The 12248-nt window shown below is 63.5% G+C and carries 15 protein-coding genes; 6 read left to right on the top strand and 9 right to left on the bottom strand.

The genetic code is table 11. The features are described from left to right. The first annotated feature begins 1 nt into the window (after position 1). Positions 2 to 1282, top strand: a complete 1281-nt coding sequence (gene serS / locus ACMTA2_RS21735; RefSeq protein ID WP_413791723.1) for a serine--tRNA ligase — start codon at positions 2 to 4, stop codon at positions 1280 to 1282. Next, the gene (gene cysG / locus ACMTA2_RS21730; protein ID WP_413791722.1) at positions 1283 to 2677 is read left to right on the top strand and encodes a siroheme synthase CysG; all 1395 of its coding nucleotides are present in this window, start codon (positions 1283 to 1285) and stop codon (positions 2675 to 2677) included. Between the two features lie 128 nt (positions 2678 to 2805). Here the strand turns inward: cysG and ACMTA2_RS21725 are convergent, their stop codons facing one another. The 8 genes from ACMTA2_RS21725 to ACMTA2_RS21690 form a co-directional block, all read right to left on the bottom strand. Further along, positions 2806 to 3810 carry a glutathione S-transferase family protein gene (locus tag ACMTA2_RS21725; RefSeq protein ID WP_413791721.1) on the bottom strand — a complete coding sequence of 335 codons (1005 nt, stop codon included), beginning with the start codon at positions 3808 to 3810 and terminating at the stop codon, positions 2806 to 2808. A gap of 88 nt (positions 3811 to 3898) precedes the next feature. Next, positions 3899 to 4900, bottom strand: coding sequence for a glycosyl transferase family protein (locus tag ACMTA2_RS21720; protein WP_413791720.1), 1002 nt, complete (start codon positions 4898 to 4900; stop codon positions 3899 to 3901). Then, complete coding sequence (locus ACMTA2_RS21715; RefSeq protein ID WP_003203314.1) at positions 4897 to 5232, bottom strand: TusE/DsrC/DsvC family sulfur relay protein; 336 nt, start codon at positions 5230 to 5232, stop codon at positions 4897 to 4899. The genes ACMTA2_RS21720 and ACMTA2_RS21715 overlap by 4 nt, the downstream gene beginning before the upstream one ends. Beyond that, the gene (gene tusB, locus ACMTA2_RS21710) at positions 5229 to 5522 is read right to left on the bottom strand and encodes a sulfurtransferase complex subunit TusB (protein WP_413791719.1); all 294 of its coding nucleotides are present in this window, start codon (positions 5520 to 5522) and stop codon (positions 5229 to 5231) included. The genes ACMTA2_RS21715 and tusB overlap by 4 nt, the downstream gene beginning before the upstream one ends. Then, positions 5522 to 5884: a sulfurtransferase complex subunit TusC gene (gene tusC, locus ACMTA2_RS21705; RefSeq protein WP_014337699.1), complete on the bottom strand. Its 363-nt coding sequence runs from the start codon at positions 5882 to 5884 to the stop codon at positions 5522 to 5524. The genes tusB and tusC overlap by 1 nt, the downstream gene beginning before the upstream one ends. Beyond that, complete coding sequence (gene tusD, locus ACMTA2_RS21700) at positions 5884 to 6276, bottom strand: sulfurtransferase complex subunit TusD (RefSeq protein ID WP_413795701.1); 393 nt, start codon at positions 6274 to 6276, stop codon at positions 5884 to 5886. Before tusD ends, tusC begins: the two co-directional genes overlap by 1 nt. 275 nt (positions 6277 to 6551) lie before the next feature. Next, positions 6552 to 6881 carry a DUF6388 family protein gene (locus ACMTA2_RS21695; protein ID WP_413791718.1) on the bottom strand — a complete coding sequence of 110 codons (330 nt, stop codon included), beginning with the start codon at positions 6879 to 6881 and terminating at the stop codon, positions 6552 to 6554. Positions 6882 to 6883: 2 nt separating this feature from the next. After that, entirely contained in the window at positions 6884 to 7144 is a 261-nt protein-coding gene (locus tag ACMTA2_RS21690; RefSeq protein ID WP_413791717.1) for a hypothetical protein, read from the bottom strand. Positions 7145 to 7285: 141 nt separating this feature from the next. Here ACMTA2_RS21690 and ACMTA2_RS21685 point away from each other — a divergent pair, with 141 nt between their 5' ends. After that, positions 7286 to 7636, top strand: coding sequence for a hypothetical protein (locus ACMTA2_RS21685; protein ID WP_413791716.1), 351 nt, complete (start codon positions 7286 to 7288; stop codon positions 7634 to 7636). A gap of 164 nt (positions 7637 to 7800) precedes the next feature. Here ACMTA2_RS21685 and ACMTA2_RS21680 read toward each other — a convergent pair whose 3' ends face one another. Then, positions 7801 to 8232 (bottom strand): GNAT family N-acetyltransferase, encoded by a 432-nt coding sequence (locus ACMTA2_RS21680; RefSeq protein WP_063320504.1) that lies wholly within the window; start codon positions 8230 to 8232, stop codon positions 7801 to 7803. A gap of 164 nt (positions 8233 to 8396) precedes the next feature. Here ACMTA2_RS21680 and ggt point away from each other — a divergent pair, with 164 nt between their 5' ends. From ggt to ACMTA2_RS21665, 3 genes are all read left to right on the top strand, one after another. Beyond that, positions 8397 to 10124 carry a gamma-glutamyltransferase gene (gene ggt, locus ACMTA2_RS21675; RefSeq protein WP_413791715.1) on the top strand — a complete coding sequence of 576 codons (1728 nt, stop codon included), beginning with the start codon at positions 8397 to 8399 and terminating at the stop codon, positions 10122 to 10124. 40 nt (positions 10125 to 10164) lie between these two features. Then, the gene (locus ACMTA2_RS21670; protein WP_413791714.1) at positions 10165 to 10698 is read left to right on the top strand and encodes a cysteine hydrolase family protein; all 534 of its coding nucleotides are present in this window, start codon (positions 10165 to 10167) and stop codon (positions 10696 to 10698) included. Positions 10699 to 11023: 325 nt separating this feature from the next. Then, positions 11024 to 12244 (top strand): helix-turn-helix domain-containing protein, encoded by a 1221-nt coding sequence (locus tag ACMTA2_RS21665; RefSeq protein WP_413795700.1) that lies wholly within the window; start codon positions 11024 to 11026, stop codon positions 12242 to 12244. Positions 12245 to 12248: the final 4 nt, after the last annotated feature.

Below are 12248 nucleotides of genomic sequence, written 5' to 3'. Positions count from 1 at the left end.
CATGCTCGATTCCAAACTGTTACGTAGCAACCTCCAGGACGTAGCGGACCGCCTGGCTTCCCGTGGCTTTGCCCTGGATGTCGCGCGCATCGAAGCGCTGGAAGAACAGCGCAAGACCGTCCAGACGACCACCGAGAAGCTCCAGGCCGAGCGCAATGCCATTTCCAAGAGCATCGGCCAGGCCAAGCAGCGCGGTGAGGATATTGCTCCGTTGATGGCCAGTGTCGAGAACATGGGCAGTGAACTCAACAACGGCAAGATCGCTCTGGACGCGATCCAGACCGAGCTGGATTCGATCCTGCTGGGCATCCCGAACCTGCCCCATGAGTCGGTGCCGGTCGGTGAGGACGAAGACGGCAACGTCGAAGTGCGCCGTTGGGGCACGCCGAAAGCCTTTGATTTCCCGGTACAGGACCACGTGGCCCTGGGCGAGAAGTTCGGCTGGCTGGACTTCGAAACCGCCGCCAAGCTGTCGGGCGCCCGTTTTGCCCTGCTGCGCGGGCCGATTGCCCGTCTGCACCGGGCCCTGGCGCAGTTCATGATCAACCTGCACGTGACCGAGCATGGCTACGAAGAAGCCTACACGCCGTACCTGGTCCAGGCCCCGGCCCTGCAAGGCACTGGCCAGTTGCCGAAATTCGAGGAAGACCTGTTCAAGATCAGCCGCGACGGCGAGGCCGACCTCTACCTGATCCCGACCGCGGAAGTGTCCCTGACCAACATCGTGGCCGGCGAGATCGTCGACGCCAAGCAACTGCCGATCAAGTTCGTTGCCCACACGCCGTGTTTCCGCAGTGAAGCCGGGGCGTCGGGTCGCGATACCCGAGGCATGATCCGCCAACACCAGTTCGACAAGGTCGAGATGGTGCAGGTCGTCGAGCCTTCGAAGTCCATGGACGCGCTGGAAAGCCTGACCGCCAACGCCGAGAAGGTCCTGCAACTGCTGGAACTGCCGTATCGCACCCTGGCGCTGTGCACCGGCGACATGGGCTTCAGCGCGGTCAAGACCTATGACCTGGAAGTCTGGATCCCGAGCCAGGACAAGTACCGCGAGATTTCGTCGTGCTCCAACTGTGGCGATTTCCAGGCCCGCCGCATGCAGGCGCGCTTCCGCAACCCGGAAACCGGCAAGCCGGAACTGGTCCACACCCTCAACGGCTCCGGCCTGGCGGTGGGTCGTACCTTGGTGGCGGTGCTGGAAAACTACCAGCAGGCCGACGGTTCGATCCGTGTGCCTGAAGTGTTGAAACCCTATATGGGCGGCATCGAGGTCATCGGCTAAATGAATTACTTGCCACTGTTCCACAACCTGCGCGGCAGCCGCGTGCTGGTGGTCGGCGGCGGGGAGATTGCCTTGCGCAAGTCTCGCCTGCTGGCCGATGCCGGCGCGTTGCTGCGGGTGGTCGCACCCGACATCGAACCGCAGTTGCGGGAACTGGTCAGTGGCAGCGGCGGCGAGTGTGTCCAGCGTGGATACCTTGAGACGGATCTGGACGGTTGTGGGCTCATCATTGCCGCCACCGACGACGAACCGCTCAATGCCCAGGTCTCGGCCGACGCCCATAAGCGTTGCGTGCCGGTCAACGTGGTGGACGCGCCAGCGCTGTGCAGCGTGATCTTCCCTGCGATTGTCGACCGTTCACCCTTGGTGATCGCGGTCTCCAGCGGGGGGGATGCGCCCGTGCTGGCGAGGTTGATCCGGGCCAAGCTGGAAACCTGGATTCCGTCGACCTATGGACAACTGGCGGGGCTGGCGGCGCGCTTCCGCCATCAGGTCAAGCAACTGTTTCCCGATGTCCAGCAGCGCCGGGCGTTCTGGGAAGAGGTGTTCCAAGGCCCCATCGCCGACCGCCAACTGGCCGGGCAGGGCGGGGAAGCCGAGCGTTTGTTGCGGGAAAAGATCGACGGCCAGGCGCCGAACGCGCCGGGCGAAGTCTATCTGGTAGGTGCCGGGCCGGGCGATCCGGACCTGTTGACCTTCCGCGCCTTGCGCCTGATGCAGCAGGCGGACGTGGTGTTGTACGACCGCCTGGTGGCCCCTGCGATTCTCGAACTGTGCCGACGCGACGCCGAGCGGGTCTACGTCGGCAAGCGCCGCTCCGAGCACGCGGTCCCTCAGGACCAGATCAACCAGCAATTGGTGGACCTGGCCCGCCAGGGCAAGCGTGTGGTGCGGTTGAAGGGCGGCGATCCGTTCATCTTCGGCCGTGGCGGCGAGGAGATCGAAGAACTGGCGGCCCATGGCATCCCGTTCCAGGTCGTTCCGGGCATCACCGCGGCCAGCGGTTGCGCAGCCTACGCCGGGATCCCGCTGACCCATCGCGACTACGCCCAGTCGGTGCGCTTCATCACCGGCCATCTCAAGGATGGCACCAGCGACTTGCCTTGGGCGGACCTGGTATCGCCGGCTCAGACCCTGGTGTTCTACATGGGATTGGTGGGGCTGCCAGTGATCTGCGACGAGCTGATCAAGCACGGTCGTGCGGCGGATACGCCGGCGGCGTTGATCCAGCAGGGCACCACGTCGAACCAGCGGGTTTTTACCGGTACTTTGGCGGATTTGCCGCGGCTGGTGGCCGAGCATGAGGTGCATGCGCCGACGCTGGTGATCGTGGGGGAAGTGGTGCAGTTGCGCGAGAAACTGGCTTGGTTCGAAGGGGCTCAAGGGCAGGTCTAGGAAGACCGAGTCGCCCCGATCGCGAGCAAGCTCGCTCCCACATTGGACTGTATTCAAACATGGCCCACTGTGGGAGCGAGCTTGCTCGCGATGAGGCCCTCAAATACAGCGAGATCCAGAATCCAGGATCAAGCACCAGCCCCACGCCAAATCCCTTTCCCACTCAACCTGTCCCGATCATGGGCGACCGTAAAGTCCTGCTTCGGCCCCTTGGGCACGATCCCGTTGGGGTTGATGGTCTTGTGGCTGCCGTAGTAATGGCCCTGGATGTGGGTGAAATCCACGGTCTCGGCAATGCCTGGCCACTGGTACAACTCCCGCAGCCAGTTCGACAGGTTCGGATAATCGGCGATGCGCCGCAGGTTGCATTTGAAATGGCCGAAGTACACCGCGTCGAAGCGGATGATCGTGGTGAACAGGCGGATATCGGCCTCGGTCAGGTATTCGCCCGCCAGGTAACGGCGGGTTGCCAGTAACGCTTCCAGCCAATCCAGTTCGGCGAATAGCCGGTCGAAGGCTTCTTCGTACGCCGCTTGGGTCGTGGCGAATCCGGCACGGTAGACGCCATTGTTCACCGCCGGGTAAATGCGCTCGTTCAACGCGTCGATGTCGCGGCGCAGGTGTTCTGGATACAGGTCCAGGTCGTTGCCGGTCAAGTCGTCGAAGGCGCTGTTGAACATGCGGATGATTTCCGCCGATTCGTTGTTGACGATGCGCTGTTGCTGCTTGTCCCACAGGACTGGCACGGTGACGCGGCCGGTGTAGTCCGGCGTGTCGGCGGTGTAGCGCTGATGAAGGAATTGCAGATGATCGAGTTTGTCACCTGTCGAGCCGTGGGCCTTGTCGAAGGTCCAGCCGTTTTCCAGCATCAGGTAGCTGACGACCGAGACATCGATCAAGTCTTCCAGGCCCTTGAGCTTGCGAAAGATCAGCGTGCGGTGAGCCCAGGGGCAGGCCAGGGATACATACAAATGATAGCGCCCGGCCTCGGCGGCAAAGCCGCTCTGACCCGAAGGGCCTGCGTTGCCGTCGGCGGTGACCCAGTGACGGCGCTGCGCCTGCTCGCGCTGGAAGGTGCCGTCCTTGCTTTCATACCACTGGTCCTGCCAGCGGCCCTCGACCAACAAACCCATCTGGATCTCCTCGCTCAATAATCATTGGAGACGAGTCTATTCCCATAGGTTCGAACTAAAAGCGCAAAGGTTGGGCCTTAATGATCGGTTAAATCGAACGGTCCCGAGCATCCCAATACTGCCGGGCCTTGTCGAACGCTTCTTCGCGGGTATGGCCCAGGCCACGCAGGGCCAATGCCATGGTGGCGATCAGCGCCAGTTGCGGGTAGCTGTCCTCGACGTCACCGCGCCAGATCGCCTTCAAGTGCTCGGGGTCGAGGCTCTCGGGTTTGACGTGGCGCTGCTCGGCCAGCCGTGGCCATTCTTCGTCCCAACTGGCGCCACCGGTGGTGCCGTACAGGTGACTGTCGGCGTCCGGGTTGATCTCGATCTCGCCGCCGTCGCCCTTGATCACGATGGCGGTGTCACCGAGCAAGCCGCTGGCATCGCGGTGCACGGCTTGGTAGCCCGGGTGGAAAATGCTTTGCAAGCCGCACCGGGCGGACAGCGGGTTGAGAATGCGTGCCAGGGAGTGGATCGGCGAGCGCAGGCCCAGGGTGTTGCGCAGGTCGATCATCCGCTGCATTTGCGGCGCCCAGTCCACCAGCGGCATGAAGGCCAGGCCGCCGTTGTCCAGCGCGCTGGCGACCTGCTGCCAGTCCCGGCACAGCGGGATCTGCAACAAACCCAGCAATTGTTCGGTGTAGAGCCGACCGGCCGTATGAGCGCCGCCGCCGTGCATGAAGATCCGCACGCCGTTCTGCCCAAGGCACTTGGCCGCCAGCAGGTACCACGGCAAATGGCGCTTCTTGCCGGCGTAGGTCGGCCAGTCGAGGTCCACCGCCAACGTCGGAACCACCAGGCGTTCACGCAGGGCTTCGGTGAAGCCGGCCATTTCCTCGGCGCTTTCTTCCTTGTGTCGCAGCAACATCAGGAAGGCGCCAAGCTGGGTGTCCTCGACCTTTTCGTCGAGCACCAGGCCCATGGCCTCGCGGGCTTCTTCGCGGGTCAGGTTGCGGGCGCCGCGCTTGCCTTTGCCAAGGATACGCACGAACTGGGCGAACGGGTGTTCGGCCGGGGTCTCAAGGGTCAAGGCTGGAAAGTCGGTCATAAGCAATTCGTCGGTTTGGGCAGGCCCGCCAGCTTGGCGGCGAGTTTGGCGGGAGTGCCTTTGAACAATCGGTTCAGGTGCAGGCTGTTGCCTTTGTCCGCCCCCAGTTTCAGCGCCGTGTACTTGATCAGCGGCCGGGTCGCGGGGGAGAGCTGGAATTCGTTATAGAAGCCGCGCAGCAGTTCGAGGATCTCCCAGTGTTCGGGACCCAGCTCGATGTCTTCGGCGGTTGCCAGGGCCGTCGCGACCTCGGCCGACCAGTCGTCCAGGTCGGCCAGGTAGCCGTCCTTGTCCAGCGCGATGGCGCGGTCGCCCACGTTCAGCGTCTTCATAGCCAGGTGTTGACCTTGTCGTGCTCGATCGACAGCTCGACGAAACCCGGGTAGTTGATGGCTTCGGCCCAGTCTGGCGTGTCCAGGGCGCGGGCCTGGAGGTCTTCGGCGAGCACGAACAGGTTCACGCCGGCGGCCTGCAGCACTTCAAACGGTGGGCTGCCCGGTTGCAACGCGTACGTCGCGTCGCCGCACAGCAGCAGCGCATCCTGATTGCCCAGGACCCGCAGGCAACTGGCGAGGCGGTTATCGCCGAAGGGCGAATGAGACAACACATGCAAAGTCGACATCAGAGGGTGATCACCTGGTCGTAACGGTCAATGAGCGCGGCGATTTGCGGCGCGGTCAGTGCTTTCACGTCGCCCAGCGCCAGGGTATCGGTGGCGATACCTCGTTCGGCGGCGCTGTCGGCACAGAGGAACAGGTCCTCGACGCCGAACATCGGCAACGCCTGCAGGTTGGCGCTCAGGTCCTTTTGCTGGACCGCCTTGGCGTTTTGGCCGGCGGTGAGCTGGAACACGCCGTCATCGAGAAACAGCAGGCCGATGGGCAGGTCGAACGCCCCGCCGGCGAGGACGATGTCCAGCGCTTCACGGGCGCCGGGGCCGGACCAGGGGGCCTGGCGGCTGATGAGCAATAAAGACTTGGCCATCACGCGCCTCCAAAACAGATCAAGCGGTCGGCGTCCTGGATTGCATCGTGCAACTGGCCCAGCCCGGACAAGGCCCAAGGCGCCTCGACACTGGCCGCCGAACGCTGGTAGCGCTGGGCCTCTTCCTCGTTCAACACCCCACGGCGCAACGCCGCCGCGATGCAGACCACGCCGTCGAGCCGGTTGTCGCTGACAAAGGTTCGCCACTGCTGGGGCAGGTCCTGTTCGTCCTGGGGCGTGACGACACTGGCGCAGGCGTTATAGACGCCGTCCTGATAGAAAAACAGCCGCACGATCTCATGCCCGCCCGCCAGCGCCGCCTGGGCAAACAGCAAGGCACGGCGCGAGGAGGGCGCATGGGCGGCGGAAAACAGCGCAATGGCGAACTTCATGACAGACCCGATCAGCAAAACTGCGGCCATGATAAAGCTTTATGGGCGGTGGGGCGATTGCCAGGGGATTCAACTCAAAGGGGCAGGCTTTGAATGCTTTGTGGTGAAGGGATTCATCTTGTGGCGAGGGGATTTATCCCCGATTGGGCTGCGAAGCAGCCCCTCGATCCGCCAACGCGGTGTATCAGACAGGCCACGGTGGCTGAAAGAGGGGCCGCTTCGCAGCCCAGCGGGGATAAATCCCCTCGCCACAGGTGGTATTCAATCCGTTCGAGTTACTGCTTGAGGCCATGCAACTCGCAATACTCCGCCCACGCCATTCCCGCCATCTCCGCCACTTCCTTGTGCACTTCCAGGCGCTGGGCCTGGTAGTCCTGGGGTGAGGCGGCGGTCAGTTGCAGGGTCAGTTCCCAGGCAAACAGGCCCAGGCGCTCGGCCTCGGCTTCGAAGGCTTCATGCAACCGCTCGGCGCGGTACTGTGCGGCGGTCTCGCCCTTGGCCTGGGCCAGCAGCGGGTTGAGGTGGTCCAACTCGACGCGCAACTCGGGGCGCTCATCGAGGAATTTTTCCAGGGCTCGTTCGTGTTGCTGTTCGGTGGCCGCCATGGTCACTCCTTGGGGGATGCAGACTGCTTCTTGCTGGCCTTGGCCGCAGCCGCCAGGCATTCGAGAGCGAATTGTTCGGTATAGGTCATCTGGATCGGCGTGGTTTCGCCCTTGACGGTACGTTCGCCGTCGAGGATGTAGCGAATCCGTTTGTCGGTGACACCGATTCGCTTGGCGATCCAGGACGGTGTCTGGCCGATCTGGCTGATCAGTTTGTCGGCGTATTCGGTGGTGGGTTTGTAGAATTCGGCGTTGGGGGTCATGGGGTGTTCCGCGTGGCTGATGGCAGTGGCGCGACAGGTTGCGCGAATCGTCGGCCGATGTCGCGGGTAAATTTCAGTAAAGCAGCACGATGGCTGGGGTCGCAGTGCTACAGTCCGTTTTTTTCTCGATGAGTGAACGCAATGCGAATGTTGACCGTGGCCCTGGCCGCCACCTTGCTGGCCGGCTGCGCGGGTTCTGCGATGAACGAGGCCCGGACCCAGGCCCCTTACAAGACCCTGACCTCGGACAAACCCGAACAAGTCGTGGCCCAGTGCGTACAGTTTTCCTGGCAGGACGAAGCGGTGTTCGGCGTCGATGCCGGCGCCTACCTGCAACCGGGCAAGAAGGGTGGCTCGACGGTCTACACCCGCTCCGCTGAATCGTTTGTCGATTTGCAAACCGGTGCGACGGGCACCGAATTGAGTTATTACGCCAGGCATGACGACTTCGTGGCCAAGCGCCGGTTGGCGGCGTTGGCGACGTGTCTTTAAGCAGATAGACCGATCGTGAGCAGGCTCGCTCCCAAAGAGGATTGGCGGTGAATCCGGCGCCCTTGTGGGAGCGAGCTTGCTCGCGATGGCGGTGGGCCAGGCGATAGAAATGTTGGCTGTTGGATGGCTATCGCGAGCAAGCTCGCTCCCACAGAGGCTGGTTTTTAGTCAGAGGGCGTCAGGCGTTTCTGGAAGAAGAAGTGCTGGTGGCCCGGTGGGTAGTCGTCGATCTGGCCGATTTCCGTGAAGCCGTGCCTGCGGTAGAACTCCGGCGCCTGGAAGTCGAAGGTGTCCAGCCAGATGCCCACGCAGTTTTTCTCCCGGGCCAGTGCTTCGGCCATCTGCATCAGGGTCGAGCCGGTGCCCTGGCCTCGGGCCTGTTCCGGCACCACCAGCAGCTCGATATACAGCCAGCGGAAAAACACTCGGCCATAGAGCCCCCCGACAATTTCGTCGTGTTCATCCCGCACCAGCCAGGCCACCAGTTCAGGCACCGTCCCGCCGGTCTTGGCCGTGTTATAGGCGCGCAGCGGGGCGAGGATGGCTTGGCGTTCTTCGTCGGTGGGAGCGTCCGTGCGTTCGATTCGTAGCGTCATCGGCAATGTCCTTATTCAGTCAGGATTAACCGCAGGAGCCTATCCCAAAGGCTACCGTGGCGTCACCCGGTCGACTTGGAAACAGGCGCATTACGCAAACCGGGCCATACTAGCTAGTTGCTTGATGCGATCCCCGACTTTTTAAAACAAGAAGAGGCCGACTCATGACGTTCGAATCCCTAGCCCGAACCCTCATTGCCACATCCCTGACCCTCAGCTGTTTGTATGCCCAGGCCGCCTCTCAGGCACCGGTGGCCGCCGAGAACGGCATGGTGGTCACCGCCCAGCACCTGGCGACCCACGTGGGTGTCGACGTGCTCAAGAGCGGCGGCAATGCCGTGGATGCGGCGGTGGCGGTGGGGTATGCCCTGGCGGTGGTGTATCCGGCGGCGGGCAACCTGGGCGGGGGTGGGTTCATGACCCTGCAAATGGCCGATGGCCGCAAGACGTTCCTGGACTTCCGCGAAAAAGCGCCCTTGGCCGCCACGGCGGACATGTACCTGGACAAGGACGGCAACGTCGTGCCCGAGCTCAGCACCCGTGGGCACCTGGCGGTAGGCGTACCCGGCACCGTGTCCGGCATGGAGTTGGCGTTGAGCAAGTACGGCAGCAAACCCCGGGCGGAACTGATCGCCCCGGCCATCAAGTTCGCCGAGGAAGGCTTCACCCTGGAGCAGGGCGATGTCGATCTGCTGGAAACTGCCACCGATGTGTTCAAGAAGGACATGCGCGACTCCGGGGCGATTTTCCTGCACGACGGCGAGCCCATGCAGGTCGGCCAGAAGCTGGTGCAAAAAGACCTCGCCAAGACCCTGCGGGAAATCTCCGCCAAGGGCGCCGACGGCTTCTACAAGGGCTGGGTCGCCGATGCGCTGGTCACCTCCAGCCAGGCCAACAAAGGCATCATCACCCAGACCGACCTGGACAAGTACAAGACCCGCGAACTGGCCCCGGTGGAGTGCGACTACCGCGGCTACCACATCATCTCGGCGCCGCCGCCCAGTTCCGGCGGGGTGGTGCTGTGCCAGATCATGAACATCCTCGACGGTTATCCGATGAAGGACCTGGGGTTCCATTCGGCCCAGGGCATGCACTACCAGATCGAAGCCATGCGCCACGCCTACGTGGACCGCAACAGTTACCTGGGTGACCCGGACTTCGTGAACAACCCCATCGACCATCTGCTGGATAAAAACTACGCCGCCAAGCTGCGGGCCGCGATCGAACCGCAAAAGGCCGGCGACTCGCAGAAGATCAAGCCCGGCGTGGCGCCCCACGAGGGCAGCAACACCACCCATTACTCCATTGTCGACAAGTGGGGCAACGCCGTCTCGGTCACCTACACCCTGAACGACTGGTTTGGTGCCGGTGTCATGGCGAGCAATACCGGGGTGATCCTCAACGATGAAATGGACGACTTCACCGCTAAGGTGGGCGTGCCCAACATGTATGGCCTGGTGCAGGGCGAGGCCAACGCCATCGCGCCGGGCAAGGCGCCGCTGTCCTCCATGAGCCCGACCATTGTCACCAAGGACGGCAAGACGGTCATGGTGGTGGGCACCCCGGGCGGCAGCCGGATCATCACCGCGACGTTGTTGACTATCCTCAATGTGATCGACTACGGCATGAACCTCCAGGAGGCTGTCGACGCACCGCGTTTCCACCAGCAGTGGATGCCGGAGGAAACCAACCTGGAGACGTTCGCGGCCAGCCCGGATACCCGCAAGCTGCTGGAGAGCTGGGGGCACAAGTTTGCCGGCCCGCAGGACCCCAACCACATTGCCGCGATCCTGGTCGGTGCGCCGTCATTGGGTGGCAAGCCGGTGGGCAAGAACCGCTTCTATGGCGCCAACGACCCCCGTCGCAACACTGGGTTGTCGCTGGGGTATTGAGTCATCGCGCGGCTCCGATATTGTTTGAAGAGGGAAGGTCATGAACACCGCATTGCTGATCATCGATGTCCAGAACGCGCTGTGCAGTGGCGAAGAGGAATGTTTCGACAGCCAGCGCATCCTCCGGACCATCAACGACTTGGCAGCCAAAACCCGGGCCCTCGGCTTGACGGTGATCCTGATCCAGCACGAAGAGCTGGAAGGTACGCTGACGTATGGTTCTGCCGCCTGGCAACTGGCCGACGACCTGTTGACCGCAGCCGATGACCTGCGGGTGCGCAAGACCACCCCCGATGCCTTCTACCAGACCGACCTGCAACCGTTGTTGCAGGCCCGAGGCATCGACCGCCTGGTGATCTGCGGGCTGCAAACCGACTATTGCATCAATGCCACCGTGCGCCAGGCCCATGCCCTGGGGTACGACGTGGTCCTGGCGGCTGACGCTCACTCCACCGTGGACAACGGCAGCATGGCGGCCGAGCAGATCATCGCCAACCATAACAATCGGCTGGGGCGGCTGAGCAGTGCGGTGTCGCGGATCGATGTAGTGCCGGCTGCTGACATCCGCCTGTAGTCGATATTCACGGCTTGGTCTGAGAGCTTGCTCCCGCTGGGCAACGACTGGGTGTCAGGCAGATCGCACACTAAGCCTTTTGGGCCTGCCGCACAGTCCAGCGGAATCAAGCTCCCTCGCCACGGCTGTGCAGTTGCGCACTATCCAACAGGATAAAACATGGGGTTGTGGCAAGCGCTTTTGTGGCGAGGGGATTCATCCCCGTTGGGCTGCGAAGCGGCCCCTGGAGTGGGCTCCCGGATGTCAGGCAGATCGCACACCGAGCCTTTGGGCCTGCTGCACAGTCCAGGGGGGATAAACCCCCTCGCCACAGAGGTCATTGTTCATGGATGACGAGATCACCACGGCAGCGCGAGCATTGGCAGCGGGGGACCCGCTGGCCGCGCTCAATCGCATTGCCCTGCGCAACGATGCCCAGGCCTTCGCGCTTCGCGGTATCGCCATGGCCCAGTTGGGCGATCTGGCTAAGGCCAAGGCCTTGATGCGCCGGGCGGCCGCGGCCTTCGGGCCGAAGGAGGCGGTGGCACGAGCGCGCTGTGTAATCGCCGAAGGCGAAATCGCCCTGGCGTCCCGTGATCTGGCTTGGCCGATGAAACGTCTCGACGCGGCGCGGACGGTGCTCGAAACCCACGGCGACCGGGCGAACGTCGCGCATGCCCACACGATCGAAATCCGCCGCTTGCTGTTGATCGGCCGACTCGATGAGGCCGAGCTCAAACTCGTCGATCTGGATCTTGCCTGCCTGCCCTTGGCATCACGGGCGGCTTGCGAGTTAGTGGCCGCGGGGATCGCCATGCGACGCCTGCAAACGCAGACCGCCTGCGCCGCCCTCGAACGGGCCGGGCACGCCGCGCGGCAAGCGGGAATCGGCGCGCTGACCGCCGAAATCGAAAGCGCCTGGCACCTCTTGCGCACGCCCGCCGCCCGCCTGATTGCCCGAGGCGAAGAGCGCTTGCTTGTGCTGGAAGAGGTGCAAGCCCTGTTGGCCGGCACGGCGCTGGTGGTGGACGCGTGCCGCTATGGGGTCAGTGGCGCCGGTATTCAGGTCAACCTGGCCCGACGCCCGGTATTGTTCGCCCTAGCGCGAGGGCTGGCGCACGCCTGGCCCGGCGATGTGTCGAGGGAAGCGCTCATGGCCCAGGCCTTTGGCTTGAAGCTGACGGATGAGTCCCATCGTGCCCGGCTGCGGGTCGAGATGGGCCGCTTGCGCGCGATGCTGCGCCCGTTGGCGGAGGTGAAGGCTACCGCGCGCGGTTTCACCCTGGTGCCGCGGCAGGCCGATGAGGTCGTGCTGCTCGCGCGCCCCGTCGAAGAACCCTACGGGGCGGTGCTGGCGTTGCTGGCCGACGGCGAAGCCTGGTCCAGCTCGGCCCTGGCGCTGGCCCTGGACATCAGCCAGCGCAGCGTGCAGCGGGCTTTGGAAACATTGGCCGCCGCCGGTCAGGCGCAGTCGTTCGGGCGCGCCAGGGCCCGGCGCTGGATGGCGCCACCGATGCCTGGATTCGCGACGGTATTGTTACTCACCGCGCTGCCGCCCGAGGATTAGGATG

It is taken from the genome of Pseudomonas medicaginis (assembly GCF_965119365.1).
GTDB lineage: Bacteria > Pseudomonadota > Gammaproteobacteria > Pseudomonadales > Pseudomonadaceae > Aquipseudomonas.
The sequence above is the reverse complement of the archived record's forward strand: the minus strand, read 5'-3'. Positions and strand labels throughout refer to the sequence as shown.